The sequence below is a fragment of the Polyangium sp. y55x31 genome, from assembly GCF_029946505.1.
In the GTDB taxonomy this organism is placed as follows: Bacteria; Myxococcota_A; Polyangia; order Polyangiales; family Polyangiaceae; genus Polyangium.
Genome location: NZ_JARZHG010000009.1, coordinates 191,128 through 213,959, shown reverse-complemented (window position 1 = coordinate 213,959; position 22,832 = coordinate 191,128). Strand labels below are relative to the sequence as shown.

16 protein-coding genes are annotated in these 22,832 nt (G+C 70.3%); 11 read left to right on the top strand and 5 right to left on the bottom strand.

The window, feature by feature from the left end; all coding sequences use genetic code 11:
• Positions 1-150 precede the first annotated feature (150 nt).
• Positions 151-4,362, top strand: coding sequence for a VIT domain-containing protein (locus QHF84_RS18760; protein ID WP_281314693.1), 4,212 nt, complete (start codon positions 151-153; stop codon positions 4,360-4,362).
• A 10-nt stretch (positions 4,363-4,372) separates the two neighbouring features.
• On the top strand, positions 4,373-5,665 hold the full coding sequence (locus tag QHF84_RS18755; protein WP_281314692.1) for a hypothetical protein: 1,293 nt from the start codon (positions 4,373-4,375) through the stop codon (positions 5,663-5,665).
• Positions 5,666-6,150: 485 nt separating this feature from the next.
• Here the strand turns inward: QHF84_RS18755 and QHF84_RS18750 are convergent, their stop codons facing one another.
• Both QHF84_RS18750 and QHF84_RS18745 read right to left on the bottom strand, forming a co-directional pair.
• The gene (locus QHF84_RS18750) at positions 6,151-6,747 is read right to left on the bottom strand and encodes a DUF4276 family protein (protein ID WP_281314691.1); all 597 of its coding nucleotides are present in this window, start codon (positions 6,745-6,747) and stop codon (positions 6,151-6,153) included.
• Positions 6,744-7,916, bottom strand: coding sequence for an AAA family ATPase (locus QHF84_RS18745; protein WP_281314690.1), 1,173 nt, complete (start codon positions 7,914-7,916; stop codon positions 6,744-6,746). Before QHF84_RS18745 ends, QHF84_RS18750 begins: the two co-directional genes overlap by 4 nt.
• Positions 7,917-8,079: 163 nt before the next feature.
• Between QHF84_RS18745 and QHF84_RS18740 the strand changes: the two genes are divergently transcribed.
• Both QHF84_RS18740 and QHF84_RS18735 read left to right on the top strand, forming a co-directional pair.
• Positions 8,080-8,955 carry a PAS domain-containing protein gene (locus tag QHF84_RS18740; RefSeq protein ID WP_281314689.1) on the top strand — a complete coding sequence of 292 codons (876 nt, stop codon included), beginning with the start codon at positions 8,080-8,082 and terminating at the stop codon, positions 8,953-8,955.
• 54 nt (positions 8,956-9,009) lie between these two features.
• On the top strand, positions 9,010-9,759 hold the full coding sequence (locus tag QHF84_RS18735) for an RNA methyltransferase (protein ID WP_281314688.1): 750 nt from the start codon (positions 9,010-9,012) through the stop codon (positions 9,757-9,759).
• A 2-nt stretch (positions 9,760-9,761) separates the two neighbouring features.
• Here QHF84_RS18735 and QHF84_RS18730 read toward each other — a convergent pair whose 3' ends face one another.
• Both QHF84_RS18730 and QHF84_RS18725 read right to left on the bottom strand, forming a co-directional pair.
• Positions 9,762-10,319 (bottom strand): hypothetical protein, encoded by a 558-nt coding sequence (locus QHF84_RS18730; RefSeq protein WP_281314687.1) that lies wholly within the window; start codon positions 10,317-10,319, stop codon positions 9,762-9,764.
• Complete coding sequence (locus tag QHF84_RS18725; protein WP_281314686.1) at positions 10,316-11,377, bottom strand: AAA family ATPase; 1,062 nt, start codon at positions 11,375-11,377, stop codon at positions 10,316-10,318. Before QHF84_RS18725 ends, QHF84_RS18730 begins: the two co-directional genes overlap by 4 nt.
• A 287-nt stretch (positions 11,378-11,664) precedes the next feature.
• On the opposite strand from QHF84_RS18725, the gene QHF84_RS18720 reads away from it, so the two are divergent.
• From QHF84_RS18720 to QHF84_RS18700, 5 genes are all read left to right on the top strand, one after another.
• Positions 11,665-13,581 (top strand): serine/threonine-protein kinase, encoded by a 1,917-nt coding sequence (locus QHF84_RS18720; protein ID WP_281314685.1) that lies wholly within the window; start codon positions 11,665-11,667, stop codon positions 13,579-13,581.
• Positions 13,581-14,660, top strand: a complete 1,080-nt coding sequence (locus QHF84_RS18715; protein ID WP_281314684.1) for a tetratricopeptide repeat protein — start codon at positions 13,581-13,583, stop codon at positions 14,658-14,660. Before QHF84_RS18720 ends, QHF84_RS18715 begins: the two co-directional genes overlap by 1 nt.
• Entirely contained in the window at positions 14,642-15,250 is a 609-nt protein-coding gene (locus QHF84_RS18710; RefSeq protein ID WP_281314683.1) for a hypothetical protein, read from the top strand. Before QHF84_RS18715 ends, QHF84_RS18710 begins: the two co-directional genes overlap by 19 nt.
• Before the next feature lie 139 nt (positions 15,251-15,389).
• Positions 15,390-17,720: a (Fe-S)-binding protein gene (locus tag QHF84_RS18705; RefSeq protein WP_281314682.1), complete on the top strand. Its 2,331-nt coding sequence runs from the start codon at positions 15,390-15,392 to the stop codon at positions 17,718-17,720.
• A gap of 159 nt (positions 17,721-17,879) precedes the next feature.
• Positions 17,880-18,122: a hypothetical protein gene (locus QHF84_RS18700; RefSeq protein WP_272425797.1), complete on the top strand. Its 243-nt coding sequence runs from the start codon at positions 17,880-17,882 to the stop codon at positions 18,120-18,122.
• Positions 18,123-18,129: 7 nt separating this feature from the next.
• Here the strand turns inward: QHF84_RS18700 and QHF84_RS18695 are convergent, their stop codons facing one another.
• On the bottom strand, positions 18,130-20,397 hold the full coding sequence (locus tag QHF84_RS18695) for a POTRA domain-containing protein (protein ID WP_281314681.1): 2,268 nt from the start codon (positions 20,395-20,397) through the stop codon (positions 18,130-18,132).
• 77 nt (positions 20,398-20,474) lie between these two features.
• Here QHF84_RS18695 and QHF84_RS18690 point away from each other — a divergent pair, with 77 nt between their 5' ends.
• Entirely contained in the window at positions 20,475-21,044 is a 570-nt protein-coding gene (locus tag QHF84_RS18690) for a Rieske 2Fe-2S domain-containing protein (protein WP_281314680.1), read from the top strand.
• Positions 21,041-22,795, top strand: a complete 1,755-nt coding sequence (locus QHF84_RS18685; RefSeq protein WP_281314679.1) for a cytochrome b N-terminal domain-containing protein — start codon at positions 21,041-21,043, stop codon at positions 22,793-22,795. The genes QHF84_RS18690 and QHF84_RS18685 overlap by 4 nt, the downstream gene beginning before the upstream one ends.
• Positions 22,796-22,832 lie beyond the last annotated feature (37 nt).

Genomic DNA, 22,832 nt, shown 5'->3' with positions numbered 1-22,832 from the left:
TCGCGCCGGAGCAATCGCGCGTCGCGCGAGAAATCTTTCCCTCGCCGCGTGGACGGCGCGAACATGGACCGCGCGGCCGGGGGGACCATCGAGCGGGGTGTCAGCTCCGAGCCCCCCCGGGCCGTTCGCCTTCGTCGGCTCCGGAGGACCATGACCCGCTCGCTGGATCGAATCAGGGCGCTCGCGAAGACCCACCCCCTGCCGCTGCGCGCGGCGATCGGCCTGCTCGTGCTCGTCGCGAGCCTCGTCGTGTTCATCAAAACGCAACGCGTCCCGCCGGTGCGCGCGGGCGTCGTGGATGCGCGGCTCGAGCTCGCGGCCGGCGAGGTGCGGCTCGTCGAGGGCGGAAAGGGCAGCACGGTGATCTCGGGCGCGCCGCTCGGCGCCGGCGCGGAGCTCGCGACCGGGAACGGGGCGCGGGCGCTCGTGCGGCTCTCGGACGGATCGTCCTTGTTTTTGCGGGGTGACTCGACGGTGCGGCTCCAGCCGGACGGCGCCGAGATCGTGGCGGGCGAGGTTTGGCTCGACGCGCCGCCCTCGGAGCGCGGCGGCCTCCAGCACAAGGCCGGGGACGCGACGATCGCCGCGGCGGACGCGGGTCTGTCGATCCGGCGCGCGGGCGCCGAGGTCGTGGTCGTCGTGACGCGCGGGCTCGCGGTGCTGACGTCGCCGGGCGGGCGCGTGGAGGTGAGCGCCGGGGAGCAGGCGCAGGCGTCCGGGAACGACAAACCCAAGGTGAGCCCGGTGCTCTTCTGGGACGACTGGACCGGCGGCATGGGCGACGGTCGGCCGCTCGCGGGCGCGGGCAGCGGCGCGGGCCGGATCTACGGCGTGAGCCCCGGGCTTGCCGGGGAAAAGGCGAAGGTGCTCGAGGTCAGCCGCCAGTCGGTGCGGGCGGTGATCCGCGAGGGGCTCGCCGAGACCGAGGTCGATCAGACGTTCGGCAACCCGGGCGGAGGCGCGCTCGAGGGCTGGTACTGGTTCAGCGTGCCGGAGCGGGCGATCGTGACGTCGTTCGCGGTCGAGACGAACGGCGTGCTCGTCGAGGGCGAGGTGACCGAGCGCAAGGAGGCCGCCGCGAAGTACGCGACGGCCGTGGCGACGGGGAATTCGCCCGCGCTGCTCGAATGGATCGACGGGCGGACCTACCGCTCGCGCATCTACCCGATCCCGGCGTCGGGCTCGCGCCGCGTGGTGCTCCGGTACCTCGAAGTGCTGCCTTCGCAGGGCGGCAAGCTCGAGTACCTCTATCCGATGCGCGGCGAGGATCCGGCGCGGATCGGGGAGTTTTCCCTCGAGGTGGACCTCGGCGCGGCGGGCTCGAAGATGCGCATCGCGAGCCTCGCGGACGCGGTGGTCGAGGACGGCGGGCGGCGCGTGACGATGCGCCGGAGCGGGTATCTGCCGCGCGCGGACTTCCAGCTCGAAGCGACGCCGATCGAGCCTTCGAATCGGGCCGCGCTGACGGTCTCGCGGTTCGCCGCGGGCGCGGATCGGGCCGATTACGTGATGTCGCGGTACGTGCCGGACATCGACTGGGCCGCGGTGCCCGAGCCGCCGGGGGACGTGGCGGTCGTGGTCGACACGTCGGCGTCGGGAGACGAGGCGGTGCGGCAGCAGAAGGCGGCCGCGGCGGAGGCGATCCTGCGGGCGCTGTCGCAGAAGGACAAGTTCGTCCTCATCGCGATCGACTCGGCGCCGACGGTGCTCTGGCCGAAGGAAGGGCTCGCGGAGGCGACGGACAAGGAGATCGCGGCGGCCCTGGCGCGGCTCGCGGAGCACGCGTCGGGCGGCGCGACGGATCTCGGCGCGCTCTTCGACGCGGCGCTCGGGCGGCTGCACGGGACCGAGCAGCCGGCGGTGGTCTACATCGGCGATGGTTTGCCCACGTCGGGTGAGGTGAGCGGCGATCGATTGTCGGAGCGGCTGCGGCGGAGTCTGTCGACGTCGCGGGCGCGGCTCTTCACGGTGGCCGTTGGCACACAAAGCAACGTGGGGCTCTTGCGTGAGCTCGCGCGGCAGGGCGGCGGGCAGAGCTTCCGCATCGATCGGATGGAGACGGCGACGAGCGAGGTTTTGCGGCTCGCGAGCGCGATCAAGACGCCTACGATCACGGAGCTCGTGATCGATCTCGGCGCGGGGCTCGACGAGGCGATGCTCACGGCGAGCGGGAAGGTGTCGCGCGGAGAGGAGGTGCTCCTGTTCGCGCGGACGCACCACGCGCTGCCGGCCGAGGCGACCGTGAAGGGTCGCGTGGGCGGGAAAGATTTCTCGAAGAAGTATCCGATCACGCTCGCGCAGGGGACGAGCACGTCGCTCGTGCCGCGGCTGTGGGCGGCGGAGAAGGTGCGGCGGCTGCTCGGCGAGGTGACGGATCCGGAGGAGCAGCGCGGCAAGATCGTGGAGGTCGGGCTCGAATACGGGCTGATGACGCCGTTCACGAGCATCCTCGCGCTGGAGAGCGAGGCGGCGTATGCGCGGCAAGGGATCCGGCGGAGGTATTCGCCGCTGCGTGGCGTGCGGCTGACCGCGCTCGATGCGCGCACGGAGCGGGCGCTGATGGATGCAGCGTTGAACCCGGCGCCCGCGGTGGCGATGGGGTGCAGCCTTCGCAGCAAGGAGGAGGCGCCGGCATCGGAGAGCGTGGCGGCCGCGCCCGCGCCGCTGCAGCAGGCGCCCGTATCGGAGGCCTTGGCCGATGACAAACCGACGGAGGAGCAGGCGCAGACGCCACCGCCGACGGTCATGCCGACGGCCACGCCCGCGGAGCCGGAGCCCGCGGTCGCCGCGAACGGGGCCCCGCCTGCGAAGCCTGCGCCGGGCGGCGGCGGGGGGGCGTTCCGCGGGGCGGTGGAGCGGGAGGGGAGCGACGGGCAGGAGGAGAAGGCTGCCACGCGATCGTCGGTGACCGGGCCGGCGAACGGGGAGTTCCTCGCGTTCAACAAGGAGAAGGTTCACGCGCCCGAGGCGCCGCCGCCGCCCCCGACGTCGACGTCGACGTCCACGTTCGACGCGACGAAGAAGCAGCCGGTGGGGGCGGCGACGGCGGGGCGGTTCCTCCCGCCCGTCACGCCGCCGGCCACGCCGTGCAGCGACATCGCGCGGAGGCCGCTCGCGGACCGCATCGTGATGTGGTCGAAGCGGCTGCGCGGCGAGCTCGACGGCAAGACGCTCGTGTCGCGGTACCAGGCCGCGCGCGGCGCGTGCGAGATCCCGGACTGGCGCGCCGAGCAAGCGCTGCTCGACCTGCTCCAGCAGAAGGCCCGCACCGAGGACGCCGTGACCATGCTGCTCGCGCACTTCGAGTCGGCGCCGGACACGCGCGCGTACGTGGCGCAGGCGATCCTGCGTCGCTCGGTCGATCCGCGGATCGCCGCGTCCGTGCGGCGCGCGCTCTTCGGCGACAAGATCGCCTGGGAGCAGGTGGACGCGGAGCTCGCCGCGATCGACGGCGTGGACGCGAAGCTCGCGAAGCTGCGCGAGCGGATGCTCGTCGCGCCCGGTGATCCGCAGGGTGATCTGCGGGTCGTGCGGCTGCTCGCGGAGGCGGGCAAGAAGGACGACGCGCTCGCGCAAGGAAGGCGCCTGCGTGATCGTGGCTTCATGAGCCCCGACCTCGCGCTCGCGCTCGGCGACGTGCTCGCGGCGCAGGGGTTCCAGGACGAGGCGCTCCGGACGTACTCGGAGATCGTCGAGTTCGATTCGCAGAGCGCCGCGTCGCGGCGGCTGCTCGGCGACGTGTTCCTGCGGCACGGCTGGTACGGCGCGGCGTACCGGCAATACAAGACGCTCACGGATCTTCCGGCCGCGGACGCGCCGAGCTTCCTGCGCCTCGCGCTCGCGGCCGCGGGCAGCGGGCGTGTGGACGAGGCGCTTCGTCTGGAGCGGCAAGTCGCGTCGGCCGAGGGCACGCCGGGGCCGCGGGATCCGCGTCTCTGGGCGCGGCTCTGGGCCGCGGCGCACCTCGCGCGGCTGCTCGAAGGCGAGGGCAAACCGGTGGAGCCGAGCCTCGCCGAGGGGCTCTCGCGCAAGCTGAAGGAGCTGTCGCTCTTCAGCGGCCCGAGCGCGCTCGCGATCCTCACGTGGGAGGATCTCGATACGGAGCTCGGGCTCGTCGGGAAGGACGGCGAGGTCGAGGCGACGCTGACCGAGGTCTCGGATGCGGCGTCGATCGGGATCTCGGCGGTGGAGCTGCCGCTCGGCGACGAAGGGCGCCTCGCGTTTCTGGCGCGTCTCCGCAAGGCGAGCCTGGGGCGCGACGTGCCCGTCACGCTGCACGCGATCGCATGGGACGGGAAGGCGTTTCGTGTGACGATCCGGAAGGCGAAGCTCGGCGCGAAGGACACGGAGGTCACGCTCTGAGGAGAGGCGCATGATCGAGATCACCTTTCTCGGGCAGATCGTCGCGACGCTGGCGGGCGTGGTTGCGTTCGTGTCGCTGCTCTTCGTGCTCGCGGCGGGCGCGTACGTGCTCGCCGCGGCGGCGCAGGGGCTCGAAGGGCTCGCCGCGCCGCGCGGGGTGCTGCCCGAGGTCATGGCAGGCCGCGCGCGTGTGCTGCGCGCGATCGCCACGATCCTCGGCGTGATCACGTTCGCCTTCGTGATCGCGACGTCGACCGTTGGTGGCACGATCGGGACGATCACGTTCGCCGCGGCGCTCGGCGCGCTCTCGCGCGGAGGGACGCTCGCGCTGTCGATGCTCGCGATGCGGACGGCCGCGAAGCGACAAGGCGCGCGCGTCGTGCAGAACAAAGCGCTCTCGGCGGCGCGGGCGGCGGAGACGGCGAAGCTCGAAGCGACGGCGAAGAAGCGGCTCGCAGGGGAGGATCTGCGCGCGGAGCTCAGGGCCGCCGACGATGCGCTGACGAGGCTCCGCGAGGCGCTCGGCACGCTCGTGGATACACGCGCGGCGCTCGGGCAGAAGCTCCAGACGGCAAACGGCACGGGCGAGGCGCGGCTCGCGCCGGAGGTCGCGCGCCTTCGGGACGAGCTGACGCTCCGGATCGAGCTCGGGGAGCGTGTGCTCGCAGCGGCGGAGGCCGCGGCGTTCCGGCTCGCGTGCGCGATGCCGATCAAGAAGCTCGTGCGCAAGCGGCCCGCGGAGATCGCGGGGCTCGATCCGGCCGCGCCGGGAGATCCGGAGGCGCGCCTCGCCGCAGCGACGGCGGCGATCGACGGTTATCTCGCGGCGATCGCCGAGGCGCGCGCCGAGCTCGAAGAGGTCACGGCGCGGCGACCCACGATCCCGCCGCCGGCCCCGGACGCGGACGAGGACGACGACGACGACGACGACGGACGCCCGAAGGATCCGCTGGCCCACGCGCGGGCGGATCTCGACGTGATCGAGTCGGCGTATCGGTCGCTGCGGGAGCGCGCGGAGCTGACGCGGCTCGGGCTGCAAGCGCGCAAGGGCCTGGCGGCGGTGGCGAGCGCGGCGGGCGTGGTGTCGAAGCAGGCGCAGGCGTTCGGGCTCGACGAGCGGGAGTTCGGTCTTTTGCTGGACGACGTGGCGCGGGCCGAGCGGGTGTCGTCGATGGAGCCGCCGGTGCGCGACGGGGATCTGCGGGTGCTGGTGGAGGCGCTGTCCCGCGGGACGAGCGCGCTCGATCGGGATGACCGGGCGTCGCTCGGTGGGGTGGTCGCGGCGCTCCGGTCGATTGGGTGAGTTGAGACCAGGTCGGCAGACAGGTCGACGAGGGTTCTGGGGGGGTCGGAGTCACCTCGGAGACAGGTCGACGAGGGGTGCGGGAGGGTCGAGACCGTCTCGGCAGCCTGTCGTCGAGGGTTTGGGGAGGGGTCGGAGTCACCTCGGGGGGGGGTCGACGAGGCCTGCGGGAAGGTCGAGACCATCTCGGCAGCCTGTCGGCGAGGGTTTGGGGAGGGGTCGGAGTCACCTCGGAGGGGGGTCGACGAGGGGTTCGGGAGGGTCGGGGCCGTCTTGGAGACAGGTCGGCGAGGGTTCGGGGAGGGGTCGGAGTCACCTCGGAGGGTGGTCGAGAAGGGATTCGGGAGGGTCGGGGCCGTCCCAGAGGCCGGTCGAGGAGGGATTCGGGAGGGTCGGGACTGTCTTGGAGACAGGTCGACCAGGCTTGCAGGAGGGTCGTGACCGTCTCCGATGACGCTTGCGGTCCTGTCTCCAGAGACGCGGGCTCATCGTGGCGGGGGTGTCACGCCACACAGCCGAGCGAGGTCACGGACGAGCTTGTCGAAGCTGTCCGAGTGGGTTCGGACACGAGCGACATCGATGCGACGGGTGATGTCGAGCTGGTGGGTGGTCGGCAAGTAACCAGGTACGAGCCGGGCGAGTAGTCCCTTCGCGTCGCGCTTGCGCAGGTCGGCGGTGGTGACCTTGGCCTTCCTGCGTTCCTCGTCCGAGAAGCTGTGGAGGAGCCATGTCTCGTACTCGCGTGAGGCCATGACTGCGGCTCCATCGATGACGGTCGGGATGGCGCGCGCGGCATCCGGGCCCCAGGTGGCCGGGCAGTCATCGTCGGCGTCGCAGAGGATCAACGCGGCGTTCGCACGTCGTGCGCGGGCGAGCGCGACGGCGCGTGTGATCCCTTCTTTGCGGCAAGGACGGCGGGGGCTCGGGACGCGCTCGTCGACGAGCTGGCTACGCGGCTGTTTGATCGGCTCCTTGTCGACGAGCCAGCCCTCCACGCCGAGGTAACGGAAGACGGAAAAGCAGAGGTTCGGGACGGCCTGCACCTCGCCCTTGCCCTCGACGATGCAGACGAGGCGCTTCACGGCTCGACCGCGGGGATCGGCTCGCCCTCGATGCGCAGGGGCTCGGAGCGCATGAGTTCCGCGACGGAGAAGAGACCTTCCTTCACGACAGCGCGTTGCTCGGAGGCGAGGGGGCCGATCTTCGTGACGCCGTCGCGGTAGGCGCAGACGAGGATCTCTTCGTCCTTGGCGGCGTCCAGGAGGTCGGCGCTGTGGGTCGTGACGAGGACGGCGCCGCGCTCCGAGGCGCGCTTCAAGACGTCGAAGAGGAGCTGGGCGGCTCCGACGTGGATGGCTACTTCGGGTTCTTCGATGATCAAGAGTTCGTCCTTGGTCATCTGCTCCGCTGCAATGAGGATACCAAGGGCGCGCAAAGTTCCCTCGGACATGGCGGCGGCCGAAAATGTCGCCTGTTCATCTCCTTGCCGCTGCGCGAACTTGAGAAGTAGGAAGCGATCGAAGTTCTCCACGTAGATCCCTGACAGACCCGGCACGATCTTCTGCATGGCTGCGAGAACATCTTCCTGAGCGTCTGCCTTGAGACTTCGGTAAGCGGCGGCCACATTGCTGCCCGTCTCATCCAGGCGTGTATTCTCCGTGGCAGGCTGCGGGAGTCGCATCGCGTCAGGGGTGAGGCGGATCCGTCGCACTTCTCGCAAGCCTGCGTGGCTCTTCATGGCTCGGAATTGGCGCGCCAGTACCATCGCGCTGCTCATGTCGCTGAGCGCTCGGCTGGCGGCCGCCGACGCCAACTCCGTGAGTCGGTCGAGAGCGCTTTCCGTGTGCAGCGAAATTCTCCCGCGTTCCCTGACGACATTGAAGACGCCGTCCCCGTCCCTCACTACCTCGACGATTTCTCGGCTGAAGGACCACCTGCCTTCACGGCCGCTATGAATCTTGAAGTAGTGCCGTACGTACGTGCTCTCGAGTGCCGGCTCAGAAGCGGCACTTCGGATGTCTACAGAGATGTCCGTCGGCTTCGTGGGGCGCCAGCGTCGCAGTTCACCTATTCCGCCTCGTCGCTCAACCGCCGTCACCGCGTCGAACGCCACATCCCGCACGAACGCCAGCGCATCGGCAAAGTTCGACTTCCCGCTTCCGTTCGGCCCGACGAGCAGGGTGAACGGGGCGAGGTCGACCTTCACGTGCTCGATGCTGCGGTAATTCCGAAGCTCGACGCGGCGCCACATGCGCGGAGCCTCCCAGATCCGGACGTCCTTGGGTAGTCCCGCTTGGTCTCGTGCTCGCCATCACTCCGCTCCACCGCCCGGGGGCGGTGGGGTCGGCGACACCTCGAAAAGAGGCGCGACAGGGGCCTGGACATCGTCCGTCCCGCAGGGGACGTACGCACGGATGCGGGACAACGCTGATCAGGATGAAAGCCCGTCGCTTCGGGCCGAGGTCGAGGTGCTGCGGGCGCGGCTCGCGGCAGCCGAGGCGGAGCTCGCCGGGGCGCTCGCCGCCGAGGCGGAGCTCCGGGCCATGTTCACGGCCATGACGGACGTGGTGATCGTCATGAACGGGGAGGGGCGGTACCTGAAGATCGCGCCCACCGGGGCAGACCTTCTCTACAAGCCGAGCCACGAGCTGCTCGGCAAGACGCTGCACGAGGTCATGCCGCCCGAGATGGCGGATTTCCTCCTGTCCCACGTCCGCGCGGCGCTGGAGAGCAAGGGGCTCGTCACGGTCGAGTACAACCTGCCGGCCGGTGGTCGGGAGGCCTTCTTCAGCACGAACATCACGCCGATGTCGGACGACGTGGTGATCGCCGTCGCGCGCGACATCACCGATCGCAAGCGCGCCGAGCAGGCGCTCGCCGAGGGGATGCGCCGGCAAGCGGTGATCGAGGCGCAGGAGGCGGCGCTGTCCGCGCTGTCGACGCCGCTCATCCCGGTCACCGACGAGATCGTGGTGATGCCGCTCATCGGCGTGCTCGACGCGCAACGCGTGCGGCAGGCCATGGAGACGCTCCTCCGAGGCGTGAACGAGCGGGGCGCCCGCACGGCCATCCTCGACATCACGGGCATCTCGGTGGTCGACACGCAGGTGGCCGACGCGCTCGTCCAGGCCGCCCGCGCGGTGCAGCTCCTCGGCGCGAAGGTGGTGCTGACCGGCGTTCGTCGCGACGTCGCGCAGACGCTGGTCGAGATCCACGCCGACCTCGGCGGCATCGTCACACGGAGCACGGTCCAGAGCGGGATCGCCTTCGCCATGGCCGCGGCACGCTGATCGCCCCGTTTCCGCCTCCGCGTTCCGCCTCCCCCGTGCTATCCCCGCCCCGCGATGCGCCGCAGGACCCCTCATGCCATCCAGGTCGAGCTCGCGCAGAAGCGGCTCCTCGCCCGGCTCGGAAGCCTCGACCACGCCGCGATCGTCCGCGTGCTCGGCCCCTTCCTCACGGCCGAGCGACAGGCCCGCTTCGACGCGGTGTTCTCCTCTCGCCTCGGCTCCGTCACCGTCCTCATGGACGCGCCGTACGACCCGCACAACGGCGCCGCCGTCCTCCGGTCCTGTGACGCGTTCGGCGTGCAGCGCCTCCACGTCGTCGAGCGCGGCGGCATCTCGTTCCTCGCGGCCCGCCAGGTCGCGCGTGGCTCCGAGCAATGGGTCCACGTCCGCACCTACCCCACGAGCCGAGCGGCCCTCGACGTCCTCGCCGCCTCCGGCCACGAGCTCGTCGCGACCCACCCGCAAGGCGAGCTCGCGCCCGAGGATCTGCGCTCGATCCCCAAGGTCTGCCTCGTCCTCGGCAACGAGCGCGACGGCATCCACGAGGAGCTCGTCGCCGGCTGCAAGCGCAGCGTGCGCGTGCCCATGCGCGGCTTCGCCGAGAGCCTCAACGTGAGCGTCACCGCCGCGATCCTCCTCCAGCACGCGACCTCGGGCCGGCCCGGTGATCTCCCCGCGGACGAGCAACGCGCGCTCCAGGCCCGCGCGATGATCCTCACGATCGACCACGCCGCGGAGATCCTCCTCGCGAACGGGATTTCACTCGGGGAGGACGCGCTCGGGTTCGAGGAAGCGGCGGGCTGACGTCAGGCGGGGCTGCCGCCGGCGCCCGGGAGGTTCTTCCCGATCACGTCTGCAAGCGCCGCCCCATCGAGAGGGCTCGCCACCGTGACGCGGTTCGTCAGCCAAGCGAGGCGCTGCCTGAGCTGATCGGCCCGCACCTTTTGCCATACTTGCCGCTTGCTGATGGGTTCTGCCGCGCGAAGGGCCGGATCCTCGATCCACGCGATCACGTAGATACGCCGCTTGCCGTCCAGCAGGAGCCTCGCGCACGTCTCGACCCACGGCTCCCCGCTCTGTCTGCTCGCCCCGATCAAGCCGGCGATGGTGTCGCGGACCTTGCAGCCGATGGCCAGCGGGAGCTCGCTCGGTTGACGCCTTTTCGTCTCGATCGCGTGGCCCCGGAAATCTTTGACCTCGATCAGGTAGAGGTCACCGTCGCGCACGCCCACGATGTCCACGGCCTTCGTTCCGTCGAGCTCGTGGATGCCCTCGCGATACAGACGGCAGTCGTCCCACTTCTCCACCACCGTCCAGCTCTCGCCGAACGAGAAGCGAATGCGCTCCACGTCGACGGTCTTCACCGGGGAGCTTCCTCGTCCGTCGTGAACAGGGCTTCCTGCTCCCGCGCGTGGAGCGACGCGAGCGCGTCGAGGATCGCGTTGTTCGAAAGCTCGGCGAGCCTCTCTCCGCGCTCCACGACGACCGATGGCCCTTCGGCGACGCGCCGGAACGCGTGGAAGGCGGCCTCGCTAGCTCGAAGCGACCCGGTGTCGACCTTCAGCGCGAGCTCGGAGGTGAGCGCATAATCGTGCGTGGCGAGGAAGACCTGGACGCCCGCGTGGGCAAGCGCCGCAGCCGTATCGCTGGTCAGGCGTGCGCGCTTCGGGTTGAGGTTCGCCTCCGGCTCGTCCCAGAGCAAATAGGCGTTCTCGGAGAGCGATCCGTTCATGAGCAGCCAGGCGATCATCGCGAGCTTGCGATCCCCTTCGGCGACCATGGGCATCTCCATGTCGCCCCCCGGATAGGCGAGGTAGAAGCGCCCGTCCTTCATCACGACGTTGCCGCCGAGCTCACGCTCGATCGGATCGAGCAGCGCTTTGGGCCCTCCCTTGCGGAGGGGCTTGAGGTCGAGCGCGACGCAGAGATCGAAATACGTCCGATCGAACGCGGACTCGCGCTTGAGCCATGCGGAGGCGAAGCCCGGGAAGATCGAGAGCACCTCGCGAGGGGGGATGAAGAGGGGCGGGCCCACCTCCGCGATCGCGCCTTCGGCCGTCGCCGTGAGCGTGGAGCTCGCTCCGTCGTCCTCCAGCGTGACCTCCAGCCTGGCGCGCTCCCACTCGAGCGTGAGCGTCGCCCGACCCGGCACCGCGGAGAGGAAGCTGCTCAAGTCGTCGGGTTGAAAGACACCCCTGAGCATGCCCTGGACGAGGTGGGGAAGCGTCGGTTCCAGCCCGTCTTCCAGGGGCCCGCGCGTCGCGAAACGGCGGGTCGCCTCCGTGAGCGCGTAGAGGAGCTTGAGGACGTGCGACTTGCCCGTCCCGTTCTCGCCGATGAAGACGTTGACCCCAGGAGCGAACTCGAACGTCACGTCCGAGAACACCGTGAACTGGCGTAGTCCGAGCCGGGTGATCTTCATCGGTGCGCGCGGAGTCTAGTCAACCCATGTTGCCCTCGCGAGAGGGCGCACCGGAAAAAGGGCGCGACCAGGCGCCCTTCGAGCGCCTCGCTTGCCCCTTTCCGCGAAAGTCGATAGCCTGTCCCGAACGACGATTGTCGGCTGCTTTCGATCGTCCGGGAGTCCTCGTGCCTGCTCCGCCTGCGCCGCCGAAACCGCCTGCGCCGCCTCGCGCGGCTCCCCCTGCGCCCGGCGCGATCGCGCGCCCTTCCGCGCCGCCTCCCAGGCCGGCCGCGGGAACGGTGCCGATGCCCGTGCACCCCGGCCCCGCGGCAAACCCCGCGCCGGCGCCGCCCGTGTTCGCGGACGCGCCCATGCCCTCCGCCGTCGCCACGGTGCCGTTCCCGAGCCCCGTCGACGCGGCTGCGCCCGCACCCGCCGCGCCGCCCGCGCCGCGCCCCGCTGCTGGTGCGCCCGCGCCCGCGCCGCGCCCCGCTGCCGGCGCGCCGGCCGTGCCCGCCGATGTCGGCGAGGCCGTGAACCCGCAGCAGGGGGATCTCCAGCCCGGGCTCGTGATCCAGAGCCGCTACCGCATCGAGAAGCTCATCGGTCGTGGCGGCATGGGCGCGGTGTACGCGGTTCGTCACGTCAACACGGGCGAGATCTGCGCGCTCAAGCTCCTGCACCCGTCGGTCGCGAACAACCCCGGCGCCGTCGAGCGCTTCCGCACCGAGGCGCGCGCGCCCGTCAGCATCGGCAGCGAGCACGTCGTGCGCGTCATCGACGCCGACGTCGCGCCCGAGATCGGCGGCGTGCCGTTCATCGTGATGGAGCTGCTCAAGGGCCGTGATCTCGGCTCGGAGCTCAAGCAACGCGGCGCGCTGCCCGCGGGCGAGGTCGTCGTGTACCTGAAGCAGGTCGCGCGTGTCCTCGACAAGGCGCACGCGCTCGGCATCGTGCACCGCGATCTCAAGCCGGCGAACCTCATCGTCACGCAACGCGAGGACGGCACGCCGCTCGTGAAAATCCTCGACTTCGGCATCGCCAAGCTCGTCGATCAGAGCGACGCGAAGGAGCTCACCCAGGACGGCGCGATCTTCGGCACGCCCTGGTACATGTCGCCCGAGCAGGCCCGCGGGCAGGCGTCGAAGGTCGGCCCCGCCGCGGATCTCTGGGCGCTCGGGCTCATCGCGTATCGCCTGCTCACCGGGAAGAACTACTGGTCCGCCGAGGGCATGGCCGCGCTCATCGGGCAGATCCTCTACGAGCCGATGGCCCCGCCGAGCACGATGTCGCCGCACCTCGGGCCGCGCTTCGACGCGTGGTTCGCGAGGGCCTGCGCGCGCGAGGCCGAGCAGCGGTACACGAACGCGGTCGAGCAGATCCAGGCGCTCGCGCAAGCGCTGCAGGTGAACTACGCGGCGCAGCCGACGAACCTCGACATGCCGAACCCGGCGGATCTCTCCGCCTCGGCCCAGGTGCGTCAAGCGCTGCAAGGCGTGCCGATGTACGGCATGAGCGTGGCAGGCGCGTCGATCCCGCCGGGCATGGCAATCCCGGGGACGAGCGTCCCGGCCGCCGGTTTGTCGCAAGCCGGCATGCCGCTGCCGCCCGGCGTGAATCCGGCCGCGGTCTCTCAGTCCGGCGTGACCGCCGCGCAGCTCGCCGCGATGGGCATGTCGCAGTCGGGCGCGCCGATCCCGCGCGTGACGATCCCGCCGGGGACCACGGGCGCGCCGCTCTACTCGACGCAGGCCCCCGCGCCCGCGTCCGGGAAGCCGAAGCTCGGCGCCGTCGTCGCGGGCATCGGCCTCACGCTCGGCCTCGCGGGCGCCGCCGGGCTCTTCTTCGTGCTGAACGGCCAAGGCAAGCAGAACCCGACGCCGGCCGTGCAAACGACCGCGGCGCAGACCGCGGCGCCGCCCGAACCCACGCCGCCGCCGGTCGCGCCGCCTCCCGCGCCTACGCCCACGACCGAGCCGGCGGCCACGGCCGCGCCGACGGCCGAGCCCGCGGACGACCTCATGATCGAGCCCGCGTCGACGGCCGCGCCGACGGCCGAGCCGGTCGCCACGGCCGAACCTCCCGCCTCGCCCACGACGACGCCGACCGCCAAGTCCACGGCCGGCGCGGTGGCCGCCACCACGGCGACGACGAAGACCGGCGGGGCAAAACCGAAGCCTTCTAGTACCGTCGCGCCGAAGGTCGGTAACATCAAGTTCTGATGAACGAGCTCTGCCGGCGTTCGCTCGCCTTTGCCTTCGTCGCCTTCGTTGGTCTCGCCGCGCCGCCGCTCTCGCAGGCGGCCGATGCGCAGACCTCGCAGGCCCAGATCCAGCTCGCGCGCCAGGCCGCGTCCGAGGGCCTCACCGCCTATCGCGCGGGCCAGTTCGACAAGGCGCTGAACCTCTTCGAGCAGGCGAAGGCGCTCTACCCGAGCGCGCAGATCGTCCGCATGATCGGCTACTCGCTGCTCGCGCTCGAGAAGTGGATGCCCGCGGCCGAGGCCATGGAAGCCGCGCTCGTCTCGGACGTCGGGCCCCTCTCGGACGAGGACAAAGCCGACGTCAAGGAGCAGCTCGCGAAGGCGATGGTGCACATCGGCGTGCTCAACGTGACGTCGAAGGTGCCCGGCGCGAAGCTCGTGGTCGACGATCAACCGGCCGCGAATCTGCCGCTCGCGAAGCCGCTGTGGCTCTCGCCCGGCAAGCACAAGATCGTCGTGAGCGCGCCCGAGCACGAGGACGAGGAGCAGGAGATCGAGCTCGAAGGCGGCAAGCCCCTCGAGCTCTCGATCGATCCGAAGGAGGTCAAAAAAGAAGCACCTCCGCCGCCTCCGCCGCCGCCTCCGCCGCCGCCCGCGAAGAAGAACTGGATCCCGCAGCAGCGTCTGATCGGGCTCGTGGCGACGGGCGTGGGCGCGGGGCTCGGGCTCGGCACGCTCGGCGCGAGCCTCGCGTCGATCCACCTGCGCAACAACGTCGCGCGTGACATCCAGATCCACGAGAAGATGTACGGGACGAACTGCAGCCGCGGGGACGCGTCGTTCTGTCAGCTCGATCGTGACGTGATCGCGGCGGACGGGCGCGACGCGAACACGATGCGTGATCTCAGCGTGGGCCTCGGCATCAGCGCGCTCGTGCTCGGCGCCGGAGGCATCGTGCTGACGATCTTCGCGGCGCCGGAAGAGCCCGCGAAGCCCAAAGATGAAGCGCCGCCGACGGCTCAAAAAGGCGCGGGCATCCGCTCGTTCGCCTGCGGCCCGACCGGCGGCCTCGGCGTCTCATGCGCAGGCACGTTCTGAGTCCCCGTCATCTGCTCGCCGCGACGGCGCTCGTGCTCGCGGCGCCCGCGTGTATCGAGGTGCCTGCGCCGCCGGCGAAGGACGCGCTCAAGGTCGTCGACGTGAAGGCGAGCGAGGGCGTGGTGCTCGAGACGGCGTGCGTGCCGACGGGCATCGAGACGTGTTTCGACGCGCGCGACGACAACTGCAACGGCGTGATCGACGAGGGCTGCGGGCTGCACACGGGGATCTTGCAGTTCGCGATCGCGTGGGAGGCCGTGGAGGCGGACGTGGACCTCAACGTCTACGACGTCGGCGGCGAGCTCGCGCGGGTCGGGGAGCCGACCTCGACGGGGCTCGTGAAGGACCGCGATTGCCCGCAGTCCGAGAACGAGTGCCAGGGCCAGAACGTGGAGAACGTCTACCTGTCCGAGGGCGAGCCGAAGCGCGGGCGGTACCGCGTGGTGATCCGCCTCGACAAGCTCAACGGCGCGGCCGCGCCGGTGCGCGTGCGCCTCGGCGCGCGCGTGGGGCAGCGGCCGTTCAGCATGGTCGTGGAGCTCGCGCCGGGCGCGGGCACGGAAGAGAAGTCGTTCGAGTTCACACTTTGACGCCGGGCCCCGCGCTCGCGCTGCTCCTCGGGCGCGCGATCCTGCGTGGCATTTCGGTTGACGCGCGGCATCGCTCGGGTTGACGCGCGGCCGCTCGGCCACCTACAACAGGGTCCGTTTCCCCGGGAGAACGCGCGCCATGAATCCGCTCATGATGTTTCTCATGATCTTCGGCCTGGCCGGAGCCTTCGCGTACAGCGCAGGCCGGCGGTGGTCGCTGCTCCAGGTCGGGCGGCCGGAAGATCGTTTCGACGACGTCCCCGAGCGCGTGAAAGGCACGGCGATCTACGCGCTCGCCCAGAAGAAGATGCATTACTACCGGCTCGCCGGCGCGGCCCACATGCTCATCTTCCTGGGCTTCGTGGTGCTCCTGGCCCGGTCGCTCATCCTCTGGGGGCGCGGCTTCGACCCGTCGTTCAACCTCTTCATCCTGGGGCCCGAGGGCTTCCTCGGCCTGCCCCTCGGGCACGTCTACGAGTTCCTGAAGGACGTCATCGCGTCGCTCGTCATCGTCGGCGCGCTCGTCTTCCTGTACTTCCGCGTGATCAAGGTCGACCCCCGCATGACGAAGTCGGGCGAGGCGATCCTGATCCTCGGCATCATCATGACGATGATGCTGGCGGACATGCTCTACGACGGCGCGTCCATGGTCCTGCACCACAAGGGCCTCGTGGGCTGTACGGGCCGGAACCTCGAGCCCGAGTACTGCGACGCCGTCCGCAAGGTCGTGGCCCCGCTCGGGCCCGCGCCGACGCACCCGATCGCCTGGGCGCCGTTCCCGTCGCCGGCCGGCTCGCTCTTCGCGACCCTGCTCGCGGGCGTGCCGCGCGACACGTTGCTCGTGATCGCCAAGATCGGCTTCTGGACGCACGCGTCGCTCGTCCTGATCTTCGCGAACATCCTTCCGTACTCGAAGCATTTCCACGTCATCACGGCGGTCTTCAACGTCTTCTTCCGGAACGTAGAGCCGCGCGGGCGCCTGCCGCTCATGGCGCCGAGCGCGGAGGCGATCGGCGAGATGGTCATGAAGATGGCCGAGGAGCCCGCGAAGGCCGAGCCCGTGGGCGTGAACAAGATCCAGGACTTCACCTGGAAGGCGATCCTCGACTTCTACACGTGCACGGAGTGCGGGCGTTGCTCCGACAACTGCCCCGCGCACAAGACCGGCAAGCTGCTCTCGCCGAAGCAGTTCACGCTGAACCTGCGCGATCACCTGTACGACCACGACAGCGAGCTCATCGCGCAGAAGCACGAGGCCGATCGGATCGGCGCAGCGCTGCCGCGTCCGTCCGCGACGACCGACGATAACGGCGAGGTCGGCCCCTACCGCTCCGAGTCCGCGGCCGAGGCGCAAGCCGAGCCGAGCGGCGCTGTGGCGGACGCGAACAAGGATCTCGTGGCGAACGTGATCCACCCGGACGTGCTCTGGGCCTGCACGACGTGCCGGGCCTGCGAAGAGCAGTGTCCCGTGATGATCAGCTACGTCGACAAGATCGTGGAGATGCGGCGGCACCTCGTGCTCGTGAAGGGCGAGTTCCCGGCGCAGCTCAACGGTCCGTTCCAGGCGATGGAGGTGAACGGCAACCCCTGGAACCTCGCCCGCATGGATCGCGCGAACTGGGCCGAGGGGCTCGACGTGCCGATGATGTCGGACAACCCGAAGGCCGAGGTCCTCTACTGGGTCGGCTGCGCGGCGAGCTACGACGATCGGGCGAAGAAGATCGCGCGGGCGACGGCGCGGCTGCTCCAGGCGGCGGGCGTGGACTTCGCGATCCTCGGGCAGGAAGAGACCTGCACGGGCGACCCGGCGCGGCGCGCGGGCAACGAGTACCTGTTCGCGATGCTGGCCGAGCAGAACGTGGCCACGCTGAACGGGTACAAGGATCAGGGCGGCGTGAAGAAGATCATCACGGCCTGCCCGCACTGCTTCAATACGATCCTGAACGAGTACCCCGACTTCGGCGCGAAGTTCGAGGTCGTGCATCACACCGACTTCCTGCTCGGGCTCGTGGCGGAGCGGAAGCTCTCGCCGAAGAACGCGGTGAAGGGCAAGGTCGTCTTCCACGACTCCTGCTACCTCGGCCGCTACAACGACGTGTACGAGCAGCCGCGCGACATCCTGAAGAGCATCCCGGGCGTGGAGCTCGTCGAGGCCGAGGGCTGGAACCGCAACAAGGGCCTGTGCTGCGGCGCGGGCGGCGCGCAGTTCTGGATGGAGGAGCAAAACAAGGATCGCGTGAACGTGAAGCGCACGCTCCAGCTCCTGCAGACGGAGGCGAAGACGATCGCGACCGCGTGCCCGTTCTGCCAGACGATGATCACCGACGGCCTGAAGGCGCACGGCAAGGAAGAGAGCGTGCGTCAGCTCGATGTCGCCGAGATCCTCCTCGAGAGCTGCCTCGAAGGCGGGACGAAGAAGGAAAAGGCGAAGAAGGCAACGCCCGAGGCGGAAGCCCAGGCCGAGGCCTGATCACGCAAGCTCCGCGATTCCCTCAATTCCCACCAGGAATCGCCTGGTCCACCCCCCCTCGTTCCGGAGCACGTGCGTCCGACGAGAGCCTGAGCTAGATTCGGGCGGTCGCCGGACCGAGGGAGGCAGATGGAGCAACCGCGAAACATGGTTTTTTCCATGGCCATCGATTCGCTGGCCGACGTGGCGCTCAAGGCGCGCGTGACGCCGGAGGACGCGGGCGAGCTCCGGTGCGACGCCTGCTCGGAGCTCATCGAGGGAGAGCCGGCCGGTCGAGGGCTGTACGTGTGGACCCGCGGAGACGAGGTCCGCTACGAAGAGCCGCCGCTCTGCGCGCAATGCGCGACGGCCATCGGAATCACGGCGCTCGCCACGTGGAGCGTCGAAGAAGAAGAAGGCTAGGCCTCGTTCAGAACGCCTCGCCGATCGCGATCGTCGTCACGATCGGGAATCCGCCCGTATATCCGAACAACCCGACGTCGTAGTTGAGCTCGGCCTCGTCGCAGATGCCGATCTGCTGGGCGCACGGGACGCGGTAGCCGACGTCCACGCGGACAGGGCCGACCGGGGTCGCGTAGCGCAGGCCGAGGCCGGCGGACAGGTGCGGGCGGCTCAGGGCGAGCTCGGCGAGGCCGGGGCGGACGTCGCTCGCGTCGAGGAAGAGGATCGCGCCGAGGTTTTCGGTGAAGGAGAGGCGCACTTCGAGCGCGGACTCCCAGAGCGTGAGGCCGCCCGTCGGCGCCCACGGAGGCACGGCCCCGCGCGCGGTGTCGCGGAGCGGGACGCTCGCGTGCATGCCGACGCCGTTGTAGATGTAGCCCCGGTTCGAGTTGGGGCCGCCGCTGTAGAAGCCGCGGAATTGCAGGAGCTGGAGCGATCGACGGAGCTCGTCGAGCGGGATGTTCGTGCCGTCGACGATGCCGTCGTCGTCCTCGTCGGGGCGCTTCCGGTCGCGGGCCTTGGGTTCGAGCAGGGCGAGGGTCTGCTGGAAGTCGTCCGAGCGCGGGATGAGGAAGCCGCCGGCCAGGCGGAAGGCGAGGGTGACGCGCTTGGCGACGGGGACGTAGGCCCGGAACTCGGGGCGCAGGCGGACGTCGTCGGCGTCGCCGGGTAGGAAATACCCGGCGAGCTGGGCGTTGAGGTTCAGGTAGACGCCGCGCCGGGGGGCGATGCGGTCGATCTCGCCGCGGTCGTTCTGGCGGAAATCGAGCGTGCCCACGGTTTCGAGGTAGGTGAAGACGAGCCGCGTGAAACCCTCGGGGGCGGCGTCGTGCCAGTACAGGAACGGGTCGTCGTACTGCACGTGGATGAACTGCCCGAGGTAGTGGGTGAAGTCGACGAAGCGGCGTTCGAGGCCGAGGGTGACGGCGGCCTCGCGGTAGCCGAGGGCCGGCTCCTTCGCCTCGGGCGTGCCCGGCGCGGGCGCGGTGATGATGTTGAGCGGGCGGTAGACGTTGCCCGCGCCGCGGAGGACGGCCTGCGTGCGCGGCTCGAAGACGCCGGGTTGGCGGAGCTCGAAGCGCAGGCGGATCTCGGGGAGGATGTAGCTCGGGCGCGCGAGGAAGAGGTTGTAGAGGGCGTTCGGGTAGAACACGAGGCCCGGGCGCGCCTCGATGGCGAAGCGGCGCAAGCCGCCGAGGAAGTTACGGTCTTCCCAGCTCGCCACGCCGTGCGCCTCGACACGTCCGCCGGCCTCGGCGCCGAAGCCGAGCTTGACGGCGCGCAGCGCGGCCGGCTGGACGACGATCGTGATCGGTACGACGTCCGTGCGCGGCTTGTCGGGCGGCGGGAGCTCGGGGCGGACGTCGATGGCGCCGAAGATGCCGAAGTCGGCGAGGGCGCGCTCGGCGGAGGCGAGGGTCGCGGTGGAGAAGCGCTCGCCTTTGTGGAAGCCGAGGGCGGCGCGGATCGGCTTTTCGGGCAGCTCGCCGAGGCCTTCGATGCGGATGTCGCCGAAGGTGGCGCTCGGGCCGAGCTCGATCGTGTAGGTGACGTCGGCCGTGTGGGCGACGAGGTCGACCTTGGCGTCGCCCCGTACGAGCGCGTAGGGAAAACCGCGGTCGGTGAGGGCGCGGGTGATGGCCTTTTTCGTGGCCTCGTAGCTGTCCTCCTCGAAACGTTTGCCGAGGGGGAGCTCGTTTTTCGCCTCGGTGACGGGGCGCGTGACGTCGGCGGCGTCGGGCAGGCGCCAGTCGACCCAGGCGAGGTCGACCTTGCGGAGGTTCACGGGTTTGCCCTCGTGCACGACGATCTCGATGCGGATCTTGCCGTCCTTGCGGCGCATGACCCGGCCCGCCTCGACGTGCGCCTCGTAGAACCCGCGGCCGCGGTAGTACCGCTCGATGCGGGCGAGGTCGCGCTCGAGGACGAAGCGGTCGAAGCGCTCGTACTCGACGGCCAGGACGTCGCTGAGGCCGAGGATGGGGATGCCCTGGAGGACGCCGCCGAGGGGGTGCGCGCTCTCCGCGGTGGCGATGCGGTCCTTGATGGCGGCGTCGGGGATCTCTTCGTTGCCGAGGATGTCGACGTCCTCGATGATGCAGCCGGAGAGGTCTTGAGGGTTACACGTCGGGGTTTTGGGCGGCGTGGTCTGGCACGCCGTGGACGTGACGAGGGGCAAGGCGAGGGGCAAGAGCCTGCGCAAGGCGACGCCGGACGTGCTCCTGTTCTGCGTCAAGTGACCTCCCCCTCGGGTATCCTCGGACCGCCGCGCGCGGGCGCGGCGGAGGGAGAGCCTACGAGATGGCGGAGCCAATGCAAAACGACCTCGGCGTCGAGCCGCCGCGGGCCGAGCGTCCCGAGGAACCTTCGCGCGCGGACGGCGGCCGTCGCGGCGCGTTGAAGGTGCTCGTCGCGCTGGGTGGCGCGGCGTACGCGGGCGCGATCGTCGTCCCCGCCGTGACCATGCTGGCCCCGTCGTCCGAGGGCGGCGCGGGCGCGGCGCGGTGGATGCGTGTTTGTCGTCTCGCCGATCTGACCGAGGGCGAGCCGCGGCGCGTCGTGGTCGTCGGCGACGAGCGCGACGCGTACACCGTGACGAAGGATCAACAGCTCGGCTCGATCTGGGTGACGAAGAAGGGCGACGTGGTGACGGCGCTCAGCGCGGTTTGTCCGCACCTCGGCTGCTCGATCGATCTGAACGCGGACAAGAAGAGTTTTTCGTGCCCGTGCCACACGTCGAAGTTCTCGCTCGTGGGCGCGGCGGAGGCAGGGCCGAGCCCACGCGGGATGGATCCGCTCGCCGTGCGCGTCGTGGACGGTCACGTGGAGGTGGACTTCAAGCTCTTCCGCCAGGGGATCGCGGAGCGAAAGGAGGTCGGGTGAAGCTCGGCGATTGGCTCGACGAACGCACGGGTCACCGGGCGATCGTCCGCAAGCTCGTGGAGGCGACCGTCCCCGGCGGCGCGCGCTTCGCGTACGCGTGGGGCGCGGCGCTCGGGATCGTGCTCGTGCTCGAAGCGGTGACGGGCATCTTGATGATGACCGTGTATTCGCCGAGCGCGACGACGGCGTGGGCGAGCGTCGCGTACCTGCAGCAGAAGGTGCCGGCGGGCTGGGTCGTGCGCGGGCTGCATCAGTTCGGCGCGCAGGCGGCGATCGTGCTCGCGGTGATCCACGTGGGCTACGCGATCGTGCGCGGGGCGTATCGCAAGCCGCGCGAGCTCACGTACTGGCTCGCGATCGCGATGGTGGGGCTCGTCGTGGTCTCGGCGCTGACGGGCAATCCGCTGCGCTGGGATCAACGAGGCTTCTGGGGTCTCAGGGTCGAGACGGGGATCATCGGGACGGTGCCCGTGGTCGGCGGCGTGCTGCAACAGCTCCTGCTCGGCGGAGGCACGCCGGGGCACATGACGCTGTCGCGTCTGTACACGTTGCACACGGTGGTCTTGCCGTTCCTGCTCGGCGCGATCGCGGCGAAGCACCTGTGGCTGTCGCGCAAGCACGGGCCGGCGCTCGCGACGCCCGCGGATGCGGTGAAGTCGGATCGATACTTCCCGACGCAGGCGGCGCGCGACGTGATCGTGGCCGTTCTGGTGCTCGGCGTGATCGGGGCGCTCACGTACCTGCGGCACGGCGCGCCGCTCGACGCGCCGGCGGATCCGACGAGCGACTACCCGGCGCGGCCCGAGTGGTACTTCCTCGCGCTCTACGAGATGCGAAAGCCCTTCCCGGGCAAGCTCGAGCTGATCGCGACGGTGGTGATCCCGGGGCTCGTGGCGGGGTACCTGTTCGTGCTGCCGCTCATCGACAAGAAGGCCGATCGCGGCGTGATGAAGCGGCTGCCGCTGCTCGTGCCGGTGGGCCTGTTCGGCGTCGCGGCGGGCGTGTTGACGTTCGCGTCGATGCGCACGGACGCGGCCGACGCGGAGTTCGCGAAGGCCGTGGCGAAGGCCGAGGCGCAAGGCGACAAGGCGCGCAAGCTGGCGCAGGAAGGCGTGCCGCCCGAGGGCGCGCTGGCGATGCTGCGCAACCACCCGGAGACGCGGCGCGTGGCGCTGTTCGAGCAGCACTGCGCGAACTGCCATCGCATGGGCGATCTGGGTCCGCCGAAGGGCAAGGACACGGCGCCGGATCTCACGGGCTTCGGCACGAAGGCGTGGGCGAAGCGCGTGATGGAGGAGCCGGATCACGACACGATGTTCGGCAAGACCGCGTTCAAGGGCGAGATGCCGAGCATGACGAAGCCGCCCGCGGATCCCGAGGCGGCGAAGAACTTCACGGCGATGAGCGCGCCGGACCTCGACGCGATCGCGGACTTCCTCGCGGCGCAAGCGCAAGGCAAGAAGGGCGAGGGCATGCCGGGCGAGAAGCTCGTGTCGCAACGATGCACGAGCTGCCACAGGCTCGACGGCAAGACGGACGACGAGGACTCGCTCGCGCCGGAGCTGCGCGGCTGGGCCTCGGTGCCGTGGATCCTCGCGCAGATCGATGATCCGGGCAGCGGCAAGACGTACCCGAAGGGCGCGATGGATCCGAAGCTCGAAGGGCACATGCCGGCGTTCAACGACAAGCTGTCCGAGAAGGATCGGGCGCTGCTCGCGAAGTTCGTGCAGGAGCAGGCGGGCAAGCCTTAGAGCAAGCACCCGGGACGCCTCGCTGGGGCTTTGCCCC

Bases quoted from the DNA above. Each gene is read 5' to 3' on its own strand.
- QHF84_RS18710 (WP_281314683.1), top strand. From the start codon at position 14,642: ATGCGCAGGCACGTTCTGAGTCCCCGTCATCTGCTCGCCGCGACGGCG.
- QHF84_RS18740 (WP_281314689.1), top strand. From the start codon at position 8,080: ATGCGGGACAACGCTGATCAGGATGAAAGCCCGTCGCTTCGGGCCGAG.
- QHF84_RS18690 (WP_281314680.1), top strand. From the start codon at position 20,475: ATGCAAAACGACCTCGGCGTCGAGCCGCCGCGGGCCGAGCGTCCCGAG.
- QHF84_RS18705 (WP_281314682.1), top strand. From the start codon at position 15,390: ATGAATCCGCTCATGATGTTTCTCATGATCTTCGGCCTGGCCGGAGCC.
- QHF84_RS18755 (WP_281314692.1), top strand. From the start codon at position 4,373: ATGATCGAGATCACCTTTCTCGGGCAGATCGTCGCGACGCTGGCGGGC.
- QHF84_RS18715 (WP_281314684.1), top strand. From the start codon at position 13,581: ATGAACGAGCTCTGCCGGCGTTCGCTCGCCTTTGCCTTCGTCGCCTTC.
- QHF84_RS18735 (WP_281314688.1), top strand. From the start codon at position 9,010: ATGCGCCGCAGGACCCCTCATGCCATCCAGGTCGAGCTCGCGCAGAAG.
- QHF84_RS18720 (WP_281314685.1), top strand. From the start codon at position 11,665: ATGCCCGTGCACCCCGGCCCCGCGGCAAACCCCGCGCCGGCGCCGCCC.
- QHF84_RS18700 (WP_272425797.1), top strand. From the start codon at position 17,880: ATGGCCATCGATTCGCTGGCCGACGTGGCGCTCAAGGCGCGCGTGACG.
- QHF84_RS18760 (WP_281314693.1), top strand. From the start codon at position 151: ATGACCCGCTCGCTGGATCGAATCAGGGCGCTCGCGAAGACCCACCCC.
- QHF84_RS18745 (WP_281314690.1), bottom strand. From the start codon at position 7,916: ATGTGGCGCCGCGTCGAGCTTCGGAATTACCGCAGCATCGAGCACGTG.
- QHF84_RS18725 (WP_281314686.1), bottom strand. From the start codon at position 11,377: ATGAAGATCACCCGGCTCGGACTACGCCAGTTCACGGTGTTCTCGGAC.